At 71.2% G+C, this 15,809-nt stretch carries 11 protein-coding genes and 1 pseudogene; 9 read left to right on the top strand and 3 right to left on the bottom strand.

Annotation, left to right across the window (positions count from 1 at the left end):
- Position 1: 1 nt before the first annotated feature.
- The 9 genes and pseudogenes from REH65_RS00855 (at position 2) to REH65_RS00815 (ending at position 12,988) form a co-directional block, all read left to right on the top strand.
- Positions 2-2,170 carry a hydantoinase B/oxoprolinase family protein gene (locus tag REH65_RS00855; protein WP_406690815.1) on the top strand — a complete coding sequence of 723 codons (2,169 nt, stop codon included), beginning with the start codon at positions 2-4 and terminating at the stop codon, positions 2,168-2,170.
- A 61-nt stretch (positions 2,171-2,231) separates the two neighbouring features.
- A pseudogene (locus REH65_RS00850) lies at positions 2,232-3,375 on the top strand (3-isopropylmalate dehydrogenase).
- Positions 3,376-3,422: 47 nt separating this feature from the next.
- Positions 3,423-4,709: an alpha-hydroxy acid oxidase gene (locus REH65_RS00845; RefSeq protein ID WP_406690814.1), complete on the top strand. Its 1,287-nt coding sequence runs from the start codon at positions 3,423-3,425 to the stop codon at positions 4,707-4,709.
- Between the two features lie 118 nt (positions 4,710-4,827).
- Positions 4,828-5,598, top strand: coding sequence for a FadR/GntR family transcriptional regulator (locus tag REH65_RS00840; RefSeq protein ID WP_406690813.1), 771 nt, complete (start codon positions 4,828-4,830; stop codon positions 5,596-5,598).
- Positions 5,599-5,932: 334 nt separating this feature from the next.
- Entirely contained in the window at positions 5,933-7,327 is a 1,395-nt protein-coding gene (locus REH65_RS00835) for an MFS transporter (protein ID WP_406690812.1), read from the top strand.
- A 56-nt stretch (positions 7,328-7,383) separates the two neighbouring features.
- Entirely contained in the window at positions 7,384-8,022 is a 639-nt protein-coding gene (locus REH65_RS00830) for a TetR/AcrR family transcriptional regulator (RefSeq protein ID WP_406690811.1), read from the top strand.
- 10 nt (positions 8,023-8,032) lie between these two features.
- Positions 8,033-9,727, top strand: coding sequence for an AMP-binding protein (locus tag REH65_RS00825; protein ID WP_406690810.1), 1,695 nt, complete (start codon positions 8,033-8,035; stop codon positions 9,725-9,727).
- A gap of 28 nt (positions 9,728-9,755) precedes the next feature.
- Entirely contained in the window at positions 9,756-10,919 is a 1,164-nt protein-coding gene (locus REH65_RS00820; protein WP_406690809.1) for a biotin carboxylase N-terminal domain-containing protein, read from the top strand.
- Positions 10,916-12,988: a carboxyl transferase domain-containing protein gene (locus tag REH65_RS00815; RefSeq protein WP_406690808.1), complete on the top strand. Its 2,073-nt coding sequence runs from the start codon at positions 10,916-10,918 to the stop codon at positions 12,986-12,988. The genes REH65_RS00820 and REH65_RS00815 overlap by 4 nt, the downstream gene beginning before the upstream one ends.
- Positions 12,989-13,298: 310 nt before the next feature.
- Here REH65_RS00815 and REH65_RS00810 read toward each other — a convergent pair whose 3' ends face one another.
- The 3 genes from REH65_RS00810 to REH65_RS00800 all read right to left on the bottom strand — a co-directional run bounded on the left by REH65_RS00810 (position 13,299) and on the right by REH65_RS00800 (position 15,795).
- Positions 13,299-14,237 carry a terpene synthase family protein gene (locus REH65_RS00810; protein ID WP_406690807.1) on the bottom strand — a complete coding sequence of 313 codons (939 nt, stop codon included), beginning with the start codon at positions 14,235-14,237 and terminating at the stop codon, positions 13,299-13,301.
- Positions 14,234-15,256 (bottom strand): hypothetical protein, encoded by a 1,023-nt coding sequence (locus tag REH65_RS00805; RefSeq protein ID WP_406690806.1) that lies wholly within the window; start codon positions 15,254-15,256, stop codon positions 14,234-14,236. The genes REH65_RS00810 and REH65_RS00805 overlap by 4 nt, the downstream gene beginning before the upstream one ends.
- Positions 15,257-15,339: 83 nt before the next feature.
- On the bottom strand, positions 15,340-15,795 hold the full coding sequence (locus REH65_RS00800) for a (2Fe-2S)-binding protein (RefSeq protein WP_406690805.1): 456 nt from the start codon (positions 15,793-15,795) through the stop codon (positions 15,340-15,342).
- Between the last annotated feature and the right edge of the window lie 14 nt (positions 15,796-15,809).

Below are 15,809 nucleotides of genomic sequence, written 5' to 3'. Positions count from 1 at the left end.
CATGACCGCAGCAGTCGACCCGGTCACCCACGAGGTCATCCGCCACAAGCTCTGGTCGATCAACTCGGAGGGCGCCACGACCGTCGAGCACGTGTCGGGCTCGCCCGTCGTGCACGCGACCGACTACAACTTCGGCATCTACACCGCCTCCGGCGAGATGGCGATCATCGGCACCTACCTGCTCACACCGATCTACACCGGCGCGATGGCGATCTCGGTCTTCCTCGACCGCTACGACGACATCGAACCCGGGGACGTGTTCATCATCAACGACCCCTACCTCGCCGCCATGCACCAGAACGACGTCCAGTTCTGCAAACCCGTCTTCCGCGACGGCGAGATCGTGGCGTGGCTGGGGTGCATGGCCCACCAGGTCGACCTCGGCGGCATGGACCCCGGCAGCTGGTGCACCACCGCCACCGACGTCTTCCAGGAGGGAATCCGGATCCCCCCGGGCCGGATCGTGCGCAAGGACGTGCTCAACGACGAGCTGTGGGACACCATCGTGCTCAACTCCCGGATGCACGACACCGTGGCCAACGACTTCCGCGCGTTCCTCGCCGGTCTCCGCGTCGCCGAGCAGCGCTTCCACGAGCTCTGCGACCGCTACGGCGCCGACGACGTCCGCGCGACCATGGACAAGACCATCGACAACTCGGAGGCAGACCTGCGCGCGATGCTCCGCGAGCTGCCCGATGGCGTCTACGAGCACACCTCCTACCTGGACCGTCCCGACGGCAGCGGGCGCTCGGGCGACGACGGCATCGAGCTGCTGCAGGTGCCCTGCACGCTGGAGAAGGCCGGTGACCGGATCACCTTCGACTTCTCCGAGTCCAGTCCGCAATCGGCCGCCTACGGGATGACCACGCGCGGTGGCCTGCTGGGCGCGGTCGCCACGCTGATGCTGTGCACCTTCGGTTCGGACATCCCCTGGAACCACGGGCTCATGCGCCCGGTCGAGGTTCTCGCGCCGGACGGCCTGTGCGTGACGGCGGTGGAACCGATGCCGGTCTCCGGCGGCGCTGCCGGGGCGAACTGGACGGCGACCTGTTCCGCGGGTGGTGCGATCGCCAAGATGCTGTCGTTCTCCGACGAGTACGCCGACCACGCGTTCGGCCCCTCCGACGGTTCGTGGCAGCTCAGCCAGTTCGGCGGAACCGACCAGCACGGCGAGCCCTTCGCGTCGATGTACATGGACTCCTTGCTGTGGGGAGGCCCCGCGTTCTCGTCCCGCGACGGCGTGGACGCCGGTGGCGCGATGGTCATCCTCAGCGGTGGGGTGACCGACGTCGAGCAGCAGGAGATGCGCCATCCGCTGCTGTACCTGTGGCGGCGCATGGTCGCCGATTCGGGCGGCGCCGGTACCTACCGCGGCGGCAACGGCATCCAGTTCGCCCTCACCCCGATCGACACCGACGAGGTCACCGGTGTGCTCGGCACCCACGGCGTCACAGTGCCGAACCGGACCGGCCTGTTCGGTGGGCTGCCGGGGTCGTGCGCGCGTTTCGAGCGCGTGACCGACGCCGCCGCACTAGATCGGCTCGGCACCGGCGAGCCGGTCACGTCCCTGGGTGATCTGGACGGCGATCACCAGGTCCTGCCAGGTGTCGCCCCGGCCGCGCGGATCGCCTTCGGCGACGTGTTCGAATGCACCGTGCAGAACGGCGGCGGGTACGGCGATCCGCTGCTGCGCGACCCCGGCAAGGTCGCCGCCGACGTCGGCTCCGGTGCGGTGAGCGCCGAAGCAGCTTCACGCCTCTACGGCGTCGCGCTGCGCGACGGCGCGATCGACGAGACCACCACCGAGGCCCTGCGGGAGCAGATCCGGGAGTCCCGGCGGGCCCGCATGACCGTCCCGGAGCCCAGCCCCGGCCCGACCGCCGCCGGCCCGCCGACCGGGATGTGGGGCGGATCGCTGCACACCCACGACAGCTCCGACGGGGTGCTGGCCTCGTGCAAGCACTGCGGGCACGTGCTCGGGCACCTGACCTCAGGTTGGGAATCGATCGCCGGTCGCGTGGTGCTCGACTCGGCCGACCTCGGCCACCGCGTCGAGGTGCACAGCGATCTGCAGGCCGTCGCCTACGTCTGCCCGAACTGCATCACCGCCCTCTGGGTCGAGGTGGAGCCGGTCGACGGCAAGTCCTGGCGCGATTTCGCACTGGCCTGATCACCAGGTGGGCGGCGCGCACCGGCGCCGCCCACCACGCTCGACAAGGAGAAGTCCGCGCATGCGCACCCACCACTTGGCCGTCCTCGGCGGGGACGGCATCGGTCCCGATGTCACCGACGCCGCACTCGCCGGTGTCCGAGCAGCCGCCGGCCGGTTCGGCTTCACCGTCCGCTCGACGGAGTTCGACCTCGGGGCCGAGGCCTACCTGCGGACCGGCGTCCCGCTCCTAGGACGCAAGGACGCGCGCGCGACTGCGCGAGCACGACGCGATCCTGCTCGGCGCCGTCGGCGATCCCCGCGTCCCGCCGGGCGTTCTCGAACGCGGTCTGATCGTGGCTCTGCGCATCGCCCTGCACCAGTCGGTCAACATCCGGCCCGTCCGGCTGTACCCCGGCGTCACGAGCCCGATCAGCACCGCCACCCCCGAAAACTGCGATCTGGTGATCCTCCGGGAGAACACCGAAGGCCTCTACGCCGGCGGCGGATCGATCTCGCACCCCGGAACCGGCAACGCCGTTGCGATCCAGAACTCCGTCACCACCGCGCAGGCGACGACCGAAACGGTCGAATTCGGCTTCCGCCTGGCGTCCGCGCGCCGCAAGCGGCTCACGCTGTGCCACAAGAAGAACATCCTGGTTCACGCCGGACAGCTGTGGCAGGACATCGTCGACGAGGTCGCCTGCCGCTATCCCGACGTCGAGCACGACTACGTGCACGCGGACGCGATGTGCCAGCACCTGCCCCTCGACCCGGGCAGGTTCGACGTCGTGGTCACCGACAACCTCTTCGGCGACATCATCAGCGACCTCGGCGCCACCGTGCAGGGCGGCCTCGGTCTCGCCGCCAGCGCGAACCACAACCCCACGGGCTCCGCGCCGAGCATGTACGAACCGGTGCACGGCTCGGCACCCGACATCGCGGGCAAGGGCTGGGCCAACCCCGCCGCGGCCGCGCTGTCCGCGGCCCTGTGCCTGGCCGGGCTGGGCGAACGCGAGGCTGCGCTCGCCCTGGAGGCCGCCGCGGCGTCCGTGCTGGCCGAGATGCCGGCCCACGCCGGTCCCGGCATGGGCGGTGACACCGCCGAGATCGGCCACCGGATCGCCGACCGGGTCGCCGACGTCGACCCCGCCAAGATCACCGATCCGGCATCATCGTTGATGAGCGCCCTCGCCGCGCTCGCGCCCACCCGCGCGCACGCCTGATCGAGCCCGGGCCGCCCGCCATGCGGCCGGGCGTTGGGAGGCTGACCATGACCACACCGGAGGCCCATCGCGCTTTCCCGTCCGGGGAGCACGCGACACCCCCGCCCCGGCGACGGCTCCCGCGCCGGGTTCCCCGGTGGTCCGAGATCCGACCGCTGGTGCGGTTCGAGCAGCTCGACCTGCTCCCGGCCCGCAGGCGGCTCCGGCGCGCCGTCACCATCGACGACCTTCGCGACGCCGCGCGGCGGCGGGTACCGCGCGGCGTGTTCGAGTTCGTCGACGGCGGCGCCGAATCCGAGCTCACGTTGCGGCGCGCGCGGGAGGCGTTCGACCGGCTGGAGTTCCGCCCGCGTGCGCTCAGCGGTGCCTCGACGGTCGACACCTCCACCACGCTGTTCGGCCGGGCGTCGGCGTCGCCGCTGGTGCTGGCGCCCACCGGGTTCTGCCGGTTGTCCCACCACGAAGGCGAACGCGCGGTCGCGCGGGCAGCGGCGTCCGCGGGCATCCCGTTCGCCCTGACGACGATGGGCACCGTCTCCATCGAGGACGTCGCGGCAGTGGGTGGTGCCGGGGCCGACCGCTGGTTCCAGGTCTACGTCATGCGCGACCGGGATCTGACCACCGAGCTCGTTCACCGGGCCAAGGCCGCCGGGTACTCGGCCCTGGTGGTCACCGTGGACACCCCGGTCACCGGTCAACGGCGCAGGGACGTCCGCAACGGCTTCTCGGTTCCGCCCGAGCTGACCCCGCGCACCCTGTTCGACATCGGCCGACACCCCTCGTGGTGGGCGAACCTGCTCACCACCGAGCCGTTGGTCTTCGCGACGATCCCGGCCGGTGAGCCGAAGGCGCACGCCCAGTTCATCGACAACGCTTTCGACCCGAGCGTGTCGTTCGACGACCTGGAGGTGCTGCGCGAGGCCTGGGACGGCCCGCTCATCGTCAAGGGGGTTCAGACGGTGACCGATGCGCGGAAGGCCGCCGAACAGGGTGCGGACGCAATCGTGCTCTCCGCCCACGGCGGTCGCCAGCTCGACCGCTGCCCGGTGCCGCTGGAAGTGCTGCCGGAGGTCGTCGCCGCGCTCGGCGACCGGCTCGACGTGCTGATCGATTCCGGTGTGCGGACCGGCGCCGACGTCGCCGCCGCGGTGGCGCTGGGCGCGAAGGCATGCCTGGTCGGGCGGCCGTACCTCTACGGACTCATGGCCGGAGGCGAAGCAGGGGTGGACAAGGCGATCGGGATCTTCACCGACGAGCTCCGCCGCACGTTGCACCTGCTCGGCGCGCCCAGCCTCGACGCCCTCGACCCGTCGATGGTCCGGCTGCGGCGCTGAGCGCGCGCCCCGGCACCGCGGCGCGCCCGAACGAGTGGGGCCCGGGCCTGCTGCAGGCGTTATCCTCGGACCCGATCGCGCGACGGAGGCGGATCGAGGTTTCTCGAAAGGCGCAGAGGTGGCCAGCCACACCAGCTCGACCAACGAACGGGTCTTCCAGCGGGTCATCGACTACGTGCAGAACGGTATCGCCGTCGGCGAGCTCAAACCCGGCGACCGGCTTCCGAGCGAGCGAGAGCTCGTCGACAAGTTCGGCATCGGCCGCGCGTCGATCCGCGAGGCCCTGCGGGTGCTGGAGAACATGGAGCTCATCCGCTCGCAGCCCCGCGACCCCCGCGGGCCCCTGATCCTGCCCATCTCGGTCGGGCCGATGCGGCGCTCGATCGCCATGCTCACCTCGACGGGCGGGCTCGGGCTCGCTGAACTGGTCCAGTTCCGGATGATCGCCGACGCCTCGGCCAACCTGCTCGCCGCTGCCCGGCGCACCGACGAGCAGCTCCTCGGCCTCGAGCGGAACATGGCCCGGATGCGGGAATGCATGAACCTGGGCTACGCGGAGTTCAGCCAAGCCGACATGGAGTTCCACGAGCTCATCGCCGAGGCCGGCGGGAACAAGCTCGTCCAGGTCTACGGCGACGTCACCCGCGAAGCGATCCTGACGCTGATCCAGCAGACCATCCTCGACGCCGACGACCAAACGGCGTTGATGCTGCAGTCCATCCGCCACCACCGCGCGGTGTTCGCCGCGATCAGCGACCAAGACGGGCTCCGCGCGTCACGGCTCGCCCGCGAGAGCCTCTACTCCTACTACGCCGACCACGTCTCACCCCCTGATCGCACGATCATGGCCGACCTGGTGCGGGAGTGCGGCGGCACCCTCCCCGAGTGAACAGCAGCGCTCGACCACTGCTCCAGGCCCCTGCCGACGGCGCGCTCGGCGCATGCCCCCTGGTACCGGACATCACGCGGCTGCCAGAGGTGACTCCGAGCTCCGCCCGCTAGTGCCGCCTGCGTCGACGCCGGTTCGACCGTTCAGAACGCCTGCCGGCAAGCGCCGTGCCCAGGTCCTGACCAGCTCCAGGACCGCCATCGGGGCTTCGTCCGCAATTCGGGTCGGAGCCGACCGCCTGGCGGAATTTCTGGGGTCGGGGTGTTGACGCCGACGTCAACGTCAATCACTGTGGTCCCCATCACGTGGCGCACGTCATTCCGAAGGGACCGCCATGACCCCCTCCACCTCAGGCCCGGCCGTCGCCGATGCCTCGGCGCGCCGGAGAGCGCACCGGAAGCTGCTCACCGCCGGGCTGATCGGCAGTTCGATCGAGTGGTACGACTTCTTCGTCTACGGCACCGCCGCCGCTCTCGTCTTCCCCACCGTCTTCTTCCCGCAGTCGAGCGCCTTCGCCGCGACGCTGCTCGCGTTCAGCACCTTCGCCGTCGGCTTCATCGCCCGCCCGCTGGGCGGCATCCTCGCCGGGCACTACGGCGACAAGATCGGGCGCAAGCCGATGGTGGTGATCTGCCTGCTGCTGATGGGCGTCGCGACCTTCGCGATCGGCTGCCTGCCCTCCGCGCACACCATCGGCGCGGCCGCCCCGATCCTGCTGGTGTCCCTGCGCTTCCTCCAAGGACTCTCCTGCGGCGGCCAGTGGGGCGGAATCGTCCTGCTGCTCACCGAATCCGCAGGACCGAAGAAGCGCGGCTTCGCGGGCACCTTCGGGCAGATGGGCGTGCCCCTGGGTCTGGTGCTGGGCAACCTGATGATGATCGCCGCGAGCACCGGAATGCCCGACGACGCCTTCGAGAGCTGGGGCTGGCGCGTCCCGTTCTGGTTCTCCATCGTCCTGTTCCCGGTCGTGCTCTACATCCACACCAAGGTCGAGGACTCCCCCGAGTTCAAGCAGCTGCAGAACGAGGTCGAGGCCAAGCGCGAGGACTCCGGGACCGTCGCGCAAGCACCGCTGGCCGAGGCCGTCCGCGGCCACTGGCGCCGCATCCTGCTGGGCGCCGGTCTGCTCGCCGCCACGAACTCGGCGTTCTACGTGGCCATCGCCGGCTTCGTCAGCTACGGCAGCCAACCCGCGGCCAAGGGCGGCCTGGGGATGGACCGCGACGTGATCCTGACCTGCATCATGGTCACCTCGGTCGTCATGCCGCTGGTGATCATGTGGGCGGGCAAGATGTCCGACCGGGTGGGCCGCCGCCCGCTGATCCTGGTCGGAGCCGGGGCGCTGATGGTCTGGGCGTTCCCGTTCTTCTGGCTGGCCGAGACGACCAACGGCCCGCTGCTGTGCGTGGCGATGATGGTGAGCAGCGTGGGCCAGGCCCTCACCTACGGACCGCTGGCCGCCTTCATGGGCGAGCTGTTCGAGCCGCGGGTCCGGTACTCGGCGGCCTCGCTGGCCTACCAGCTGGCGGCGGTCGTGGTCAGCGGCTTCACCCCGCTGATCATGACGGCGATCATCGCCGACACCCGGTCGACCTCCGGCGTTTCGCTCTTCCTGATCGTCATGGCCGCGATCACCCTGGCCAGCGCGTTCTTCCTCAGGGAGACCAACCCGCGAGAGGTGCGCGAGGACCCGGACGCGGTGCCCGGACGCCTCGCGGCGACGCGCTGATGGCCTCCACCCGGGTCCGGGCTGACCGTCAACACCGAGGTCCAGACAATGGACCGGTGACGACAAGTGATGCTCAGGAACGCGCGCGGGCCAACCGCCGGGAGACGTCCGGACCCCGGCGCGAGGAACTGCTCTCGGCGGCGGCCGCGTGCTTCGACGAACTCGGGTACACGGCCACCACCGTCGAGCTCATCGCAGCCCGGGCGCAGACCTCGCGACCCACCTTCTACGCCTACTTCCGCTCGAAGGACGAGGTGCTCCTCGCGGTCACCGAGCAGGTCTGCGCCGAACTCGAATCCACCCAGCAGCTCGAGGAGATCGAGTCCCTCCCACCGGTGACGGTGCTGCGGTCGACCACTCGTGCCTTCGCCGAGACGATCTTCGCCCACGGCTCGCTGGTCGCGCTGATCGACAGCCGGGCCGGGGTCGATCCCGACGTGGACGAGCTGTGGAGCACCCTGCGGCGTCGGCTGGAGCGGCGATTCACCCAGTACCTGTCCGGATTGGACCCGGCGACGATCGATCCCTGCGTGCAGCCCGAACGGCTCGTGTCGATGCTCAGCGATTCGATCGTCCGCGGTGCCGCCCGTCTCGGCCGCGCCACCGACGAGGTCCGCGAGCAGTTCATCAACGACCAGATCCGCTTGACCGAGCGCGCCATCGGCGTCACCGATGACGCGCTCCCCGAACCCTAGGAGGACCCGAATGCCGTCGTCCCGCCGAGACGTCGCGCTCGCCGAGATCCGCGATCTGCAGGCGGCCAACTGGCCGGACCAGGTGCCGCGCACCGTCGAGTACCCGGTCGACGTCCCCGCCCTGCCCGAGCACCTCCTGCACTGGGCCGCGACGCGACCGGACGCCGTCGCGATCTCGTTCTACGGCCGCGACATCAGCTACGCCGAGTACGACGAGCTCAGCGACCGGTTCGCCGGCTGGCTCGCCGAACGCGGTGTGGCGCCCGGAGATCGGGTCGGCGTGTTCCTGGGAAACTGCCCGCAGTTCCTCATCGCGATGGTCGGCATCCTCAAGGCGGGCGCGGTCCACGTGCCGATCAACCCCATGTTCCGCGGCCACGAGCTGCGCTACGAGCTGGCCGACGCCGGGGTGACGGTGCTGCTGGCGCAGGACTCGTTCGCCGACCTCGTGGAATCGGTGCGCGAGGACGCGGGCCTGCGGCACGTGGCCTGGACCGGGCTCGCGGACCTGCTCTCCGACGAGCCGGACGTGCCGGTGCCGTTCCAGCTCACCGCGCAGCGTTCGGACTGGGCCGAGATCGCCGCCTCGGCGCGCGCCGGAGCGCGGCCGAGCGATCCCGACGCGCTCGCGGCCCTGAACTACACCGGCGGCACCACCGGGATGCCGAAGGGCTGCGAGCACACCCAGCGGCACATGGTCTACACGGCCGCCACCGCCAGCGCCGCCGGAGGCTCGCAGATCGGCGACCCCGAGATCGTGTCGCTGAACTTCCTGCCGGTCTTCTGGATCGCCGGCGAGGACTTCGGCGTGCTCAAACCGCTGGTGAACGGCCAGCAGATCGTGCTGATGACGCGCTGGGACCCGGCCGCGGTCCTCGCCCTCGTCGAGCGGCACGGCGTGACCGACCTCGTCGCCACCGTCGACAACTACGTGGAGCTGATGGACCTGCCGGAGTTCGACGGCGCCCGGCTTTCCTCGCTGCGCAACGCGCTGGCGGTGTCGTTCGTGCTGAAGCTGACGCCGGAGGTCCGCCACCGGTGGCGGGAAGCGGTGGGCACCGTGCTGCGGGAGGCCTCCTACGGCATGACCGAGACGCACACGGCCGACACCTTCACGCTCGGGTTCCAGGACGACGACCGGGATCTGCACGCCGACCCCGTCTTCTGCGGTCTGCCGGTCCCGGGCACCGACGTGCTCATCGTCGACGACTCCGGCGAGCCCGTACCGGTCGGCACGCCCGGCGAGATCATCGTGCGGAGCCCGTCGATCCTGACCGGCTACTACCGCCGGCCCGAGGCGACCGCGGAGACGATCCGCGACGGGTGGCTGCACACCGGCGACGTGGGCCGGCTCGACGAGTGGGGCGCGCTGCACTACCTGGCGCGCGCCAAGGAGATGATCAAGACCAACGGGATGAGCGTGTTCCCGTCTGAGGTGGAGGCGCTGCTGCGGCTGCACCCGGCGATCGAATCGGTGTCGGTGGTGCCCCGGCCTGATCCCTCGAAAGGCCAAGTGGCGGTCGCCTTCGTGGTGGTGCGGGACGGCACCACGAGCGACGACCTGCGGAAGTGGTCGAACGAGAACATGGCCGGCTACAAGGTGCCCGATTTCGTCGTCGTCGACGGGCTGCCGATGACCGCCACGGGCAAGGTGCGCAAGGGCGAACTGCTCGACCGCGCCGCTGACCTACCCGCCGCCCGTTGACCGCGCGTAGCCGGAGGAACTCCCACAGATGAAGAAGCTGCTGATCGCCAACCGCGGTGAGATCGCGCTGCGCGTCGTGCGCACCGCCCGCGAGATGCGGGTGAGCACGGTCGCCCTGTACGCCGAGGACGACGCGGACACCCCGCACGTCCACGCCGCCGACGAGGCGTTGCCGCTGACCGGCGTCGGTCCGGCCGCCTACCTCGACCACGCCGCGGTGCTGGCCGCCGCCGCGCGCTCCGGCGCCGACGTCGTGCACCCCGGCTACGGATTCCTCTCGGAGAACGCGGAATTCGCCCGCGCCTGCGCGACGGCGGGCCTGGGGTTCGCCGGACCCGATCCGGCGGTGCTGGAAACCCTGGGGGACAAGGCATCCGCACGCGCGGCCGCGGTGGCGGTCGGCGTGCCCGTGCTGCCCGCGACCACCGGTGGCGCGACGGCCGACGAGGTGCGCGCGTTCTTCGCCGAGAACCCCGGCGGGATCATGATCAAGGCGCTGGCCGGAGGTGGCGGGCGCGGCATGCGGGTGGTCCGCGACCTCGCCGCGGTCGACGAGGCCCACCGGGCTTGCGCCGACGAGGCCGAGCTGGGCTTCGGGAACCGGGAAGTCTTCGCGGAGGCCCTGTTCGACGACGCCAGGCACGTCGAAGTCCAGGTGGTCGCCGACGGCGCGGCCGCGCTCGCGCTCGGCGACCGGGACTGCAGCGTGCAACGGCGGCACCAGAAGCTGCTCGAGATCGCGCCCGCCGAGCTGGCGCCCGACGTGCGTCGCGGGCTGCACGAGTCCGCGGCCCGGTTGTGCGCGAGCCTCGGCTACCGCGGGCTGGCCACGGTGGAATTCCTCGTGCGCGGGCAGGAGTTCGCGTTCCTCGAGGTCAACCCGCGGATCCAGGTCGAGCACACGATCACCGAGGAGGTCACCGGCGTGGACCTGGTGGCCGCACAGCTCGCCCTCGCCGACGGCTCCGCGCTGCGCGACCTCGCGCTGCCCGGCGGCGTGGTCGCCGAGGCGGGTGACGTCCGGGGAGAACCGGCCAGCACCGCGAGCACCGCGGTCCAGGCTCGGGTGAACCTGGAGACCATGACTCCCGACGGCGGTGCCGTGCCGACCGCGGGCACCCTCACGACCTTCACCCCGCCCACCGGGCCGGGCGTCCGCGTGGACACCTTCGGGCTGCCGGCCTGGTGGTGAGCCCGCGCTACGACTCCCTGCTGGCCAAGGTGATCGTGCGCGCGGGAACCCGCACCGCCGCCCTGGCCAAGCTGGAGACGTCACTGGGTGAGTTCGCGATCGAGGGCGCGGCCACGAACATCCCGTTCCTGCGCGCCCTGCTCGCCGACGACTCCCTGCGCGCGGGACCGGTGAGCACCGCGTTCCTGGCGGGCCGCGTGCAACGGCTGGTCGCCGAGGCGGGAGCGACCGCCCCCACGACGTCGTCGTCGGCCCCCGCGCTGGAGCTGCGGCAGGGCGAAGAGGTGGTGCGTGCCCAGATGGCGGGCACCGTCGTCGCGGTGGCCGCCGAGGGCGATGAGGTGCCGGCGGGCGGCCAGCTGATCGTGCTGGAAGCCATGAAGATGGAGCACGTCCTGGCCGTCGATCACGCGGCGCGCGTGGTGCGCGCGCTGGTCTCGCCGGGCCGCACGGTGGCGCCGGGAGATCCGCTGGTGGTGCACGCGCCGACCCGCGCGGTGGCGGCGGATTCCGCCTTCGAGCTCGACCTCGACGCGTCCCGGCCCGATCTCGACGAGCTGCGCGAGCGGCAGGCCCTCACCCGGGACTCCGCGCGTCCCGAGGCAGTGGCCAAGCGGCACCGGATCGGCCGCCGCACCGCGCGCGAGAACATCGCCGACCTCGTGGACCCCGGCAGCTTCGTCGAGTACGGGGCCTTGGCGATCGCGGCCCAGCGCAGGCGTCGGTCCGAACAGGACCTGATCACCAACACGCCCGCCGACGGCCTCGTCGGCGGCGTCGCGACCATCGGCGCCGACCGGTTCGGCCGAGGAGCGGCCGAAGTCGTGGTGATGTCCTACGACTACGCGGTGCTCGCCGGCACGCAGGGGATGCGCAACCACGCCAAGACCGACCGCATCCTCGGGGTGGCCCGGGATCGGAAGACCCCGGTGGTGCTGTTCGCCGAGGGCGGCGGCGGACGACCCGGCGACACCGACGTGGACGTCGTCGCGGGACTGGACGTCCCGACGTTCCGGCTGCTGGGTTCGCTGCGCGGTGGTGCGCCGACGGTGGCGATCGTCTCCGGGCGCTGCTTCGCGGGCAACGCCGCCCTGGCGGGTGCGTGCGACGTCGTGATCGCGACGCCCGATGCGAACATCGGCATGGGCGGACCGGCGATGATCTCCGGCGGCGGGCTGGGGGAATACCGTCCCGAGGAGATCGGCCCGATCGAGGTGCAGCGCCGCAACGGTGTCGTCGACCTCGTCGCCGCCGACGAGGAGCACGCCGTGGAGCTGGCGCGCCGCTACCTGTCGTACTTCCAGAGCCCGCTGACGCCGGGCGACGGGGTCGAGTGGGAAGCGCCGGACCCGCGCCTCGCCCGGCACGCGGTGCCCGAGAACCGGTTGCGCGCCTACGACATCCGCAGCGCGATCGACGCCATCGCCGACGTGGGCTCGGTGCTGGAGCTGCGCGCGGACCACGGCGTGGGCGTCGTGACCGCGCTGGTCCGCGTGGAGGGCGTCGCCTACGGCCTGGTGGCCAACAGCAGCCACCACCTCGGCGGCGCGATCGACGCCGAAGCAGCGGGAAAGCTCGGAGAATTCCTCGAGCTGTGCGACTCCGGCGGCTTGCCGATCGTCTCGCTGTGCGACACACCGGGTTTCATGGTCGGTCCGGATGCGGAGAAGGACGCGACGGTCAAGCGCTTCGGCGAGCTGTTCGTGATCGGCGCGCGCCTGAGCGTGCCGTTCGGCGCGGTGGTGCTCCGCAAGGGCTACGGCCTCGGGGCGATGGCGATGACAGGAGGGTCCTTCAAGGCGCCGCAGTTCACCGTCGCCTGGCCCACCGGAGAGATCGGCGGCATGGGGCTCGAAGGAGCGGTCCGCTTGGGCTACAGCAAGGAGCTCGCGGCCGCGCCCGACGAGGCAGCGCGCCGGCAGCTCTACGACCAGCTGGTCGCCGAGTCCTACGAGCGCGGCCGGGCGCTGAGCGCGGCCACCACCTTCGAACTCGACGACGTGATCGACCCGGCCGACACACGACGCTGGATCAGCACGTTGCGGCCCCGGCGGGACCCCGGTGCGTGATGTTTCGAAGACCGGGGAAGTTTTCATGAGAACTTCCCCGCCCGGGGACCCCCGATCGGAGGACTCCTCCTCCTCGGCGGATCCCCCCTGATCAGAAGCATCCCCCTGGTCAGAAGACTCCATCCCCGGGGACTCCCGGTCAGAAGATTCCTCCGGAACCGAGGACTCGTCCTGATCGGGTGACTACTGATCCGTGGCGGGGGTGGGGGAAGTTTTCATGAAAACTTCCCCGTCACCAGAAGACCCCTGCTCCGGGGAGTTCCACCCGTGCGGCCTCCCCTGCGCCGAGGAGGCCGCACGGGGGTTCCGCTCACCCGTCTTCGCGGTAGCGGGTCGAGGTGTCGAGCCAGGTGGCGTGGCCTCCCGGGATGTGGCTGATGACGGTGGTGAGGTGGCCCAGCCTGGGTTGCAGGAGGCGGGGTTGGTCGGTGATCTGGACCCGGACCTGCCTGGTGGCCTCGACCAGTTCCTTCTGGCGGTGCCGGATCCGGTCCTCGACCTCGGCCACGGCCTCCTGCTCGGAGCAGCCGTGGGCGTGGCGCAGGACCGCGACGTAGTTGGTGGGTTCCTCGTTGGCGGCCTCCTTGGCCAGCGACCGGATGTCGTTGCACCAGGCCGTGAGGTCGTTGGAGGCCTCGCAGAGCTCCTTCCACGCCTCCGAGCGGGCCATCTCGTCGGGGACCTCCGTGCCGCAGGCCGATTCGACGATGTCGAACATGAACATGCCGTTGGACTCGCGGCGCAGCACCGGGTACTCCTCCGGGGTCGGCAGCGTCCCGGCCGCGCGGTGGTCGATCTGGGCCAGGAACGCGTCCCGGTGCCGGTGCAGGTGGGCGAGGACGCGCTCGCGCCACCGGGTCGTCATGCCCGCCATCGTGCGCGGCCGCAGGTCCGTCAGCGCCGACATCAGCGGGGAGTCCACCAGCACCGGCCGACCCTGCACGAGCGCCGTGATCGCCGCGTAGAGCTCCGTGACCTGCTCCGGGGTGCGCTCGGCGTCGTCGTCCTGCTCGTCGTCGATGTGGAACAGCAGCGTGATCCACTGGGCGTAGAGCTCGACGGTGTCGGCCGAGTCGTCCGGCATGACCATCGCGCTGACCTCGTGGAACCCGGCGCCGCGCAGCCGCTGCTCGTCGGCGGCGGTGCTGATCAGCCCGACGCGGGCGGCCCACTGGCACAGCCGCGCGCCGATGTCGTCGGCGTCCGGGTGCACGCGGCCGAGGTCGAGGAGTCCGAGATCGTCGTTCACCGCACCTCCCGCAGGGCGCGCATCGCGAAGACCGTCGTCAGGTAGCGCGATCCGAAGTGGACGGCGAAGCGGCCCATCCGGTAGTAGGCGCCCGAGTCCCAGGACCCGTCGGAGTCCTGGGACTCGGCGAGCCTCGTGCGCCGCTCGTCCTGACCATCGCTCACGCCGAGGTTGTCGGCGGCCAGCGCGTGCAGCGCGATCTCCAGGGCGTTCTCGGCTTCGCCGAGCTCGGCCAGCGCCTTCCGGGCCGGGCCGAGCAGCGCGGCGGCCTCCTCGGGGTGGCGGGCGCAGACCCGCGAGAGCGCGTGCAGGAACGCCCTCGGCGACGGGTAGTAGCGGGTTCCCCCCAGCCAGCGGCCGGATTCGAGGTGGGCGACGAGGTAGCGGGTGGTGGCGTCGCGGACCGCGCGCTCCTCCATCCGCTCCGGGGTTCCCGCCAGGTGCAGGGTGTAGAGGGCGTTGGCGGACACCACCGGGTCGTGCTTGCGGCCGCGGCTGAGCGTGCCCGGCTCCGCGCCGTCCTCCCAGTACACCAGGTGGACCCACGGCCACAGGTCGTCGGAATCGGCCGGCTCGTGGGAGGCGGCGACGGTGAGTTCGCGGACCGCGGCCTGCAGGTCCGGGACCCGCAGCATGCCGAGCTCGTGCAGCGCGCCGGTGGCCATCGCCGTGCAGTCGGTGTCGGCGGGCAGCCCGCTCTCCGGCAGGAAGCGGTAGCGCCGCTTCCAGCGGCAGCGCTCCACCTGCTCGAACAGCGGCGCGATCAGCTCCCGATCGGGTCGCGCGTCGGTGGAGGCGAGCAGCATCAACGACACCATCGCCGAGAAGGCCTCGTCGGCGAGGGTGAAACCCGGGTCCGCGCCGAGCGTTTCGGTCAGCTTCTCGCGCGCCTCGCGGCCGGTGAAGCTCTCGCCGAAGGAGGGGTCGAACGACATCTCGACCGACGGCGCGCCGTCCGGCCCGATCTGCTTGCGCACGTAGTCCAGAGCGCGTTCGGCGGTCTGCTGGAACAGTGTCACGACTGGGGTGCTCCTGAAGGTTCGTGGAAGCGGTGGAACCGGCGAAAGCCCGCTTTCCGGGCGGGCTTTCGCCGCTGGAGGGATCAGGACCGCGCGGCCTGCTTGATGGCCTGGCGGATCCGGCCGTAGGTGCCGCAGCGGCAGACGTTCTCGATCCGATCGATGTCGGCGTCGGTGACGTCGTCGCCCTTCTCCTCGATGAGGGCGACCGCGGCCATGATCTGGCCGGGCTGGCAGAAACCGCACTGCGGCACGTCGCGGTCGACCCACGCCTGCTGCACCGGGTGCAGCTCGTCCCCGTCGGCCAGGCCCTCGATGGTGGTGACCTCGGCGCCGTCGGCGTCTTCGGCCTTGACCACGCAGGGCTGGATCTCCTCGTCGTCCATCAAGCAGGTGCACGCCCTGCAGACGCCGACGCCGCAGCCGTACTTGGGACCGGTGATGCGCAGCTCGTCGCGCAGCACCCACAGCAGGGGCATCTCCGCCGGGACGTCGACCTCGACGTCCTTCCCGTTGACGGTGATCGAGTACTTGGGCACGCGGGTACTCCCCT

It is taken from the genome of Saccharopolyspora sp. ID03-671 (assembly GCF_045278815.1).
In the GTDB taxonomy this organism is placed as follows: domain Bacteria; phylum Actinomycetota; class Actinomycetes; order Mycobacteriales; family Pseudonocardiaceae; genus Saccharopolyspora; species Saccharopolyspora ipomoeae.
This window is presented reverse-complemented; position numbering and strand designations above follow the sequence as displayed.

Bases quoted from the DNA above. Each gene is read 5' to 3' on its own strand.
- REH65_RS00855 (WP_406690815.1), top strand. From the start codon at position 2: ATGACCGCAGCAGTCGACCCGGTCACCCACGAGGTCATCCGCCACAAG.
- REH65_RS00845 (WP_406690814.1), top strand. From the start codon at position 3,423: ATGACCACACCGGAGGCCCATCGCGCTTTCCCGTCCGGGGAGCACGCG.
- REH65_RS00835 (WP_406690812.1), top strand. From the start codon at position 5,933: ATGACCCCCTCCACCTCAGGCCCGGCCGTCGCCGATGCCTCGGCGCGC.
- REH65_RS00825 (WP_406690810.1), top strand. From the start codon at position 8,033: ATGCCGTCGTCCCGCCGAGACGTCGCGCTCGCCGAGATCCGCGATCTG.
- REH65_RS00820 (WP_406690809.1), top strand. From the start codon at position 9,756: ATGAAGAAGCTGCTGATCGCCAACCGCGGTGAGATCGCGCTGCGCGTC.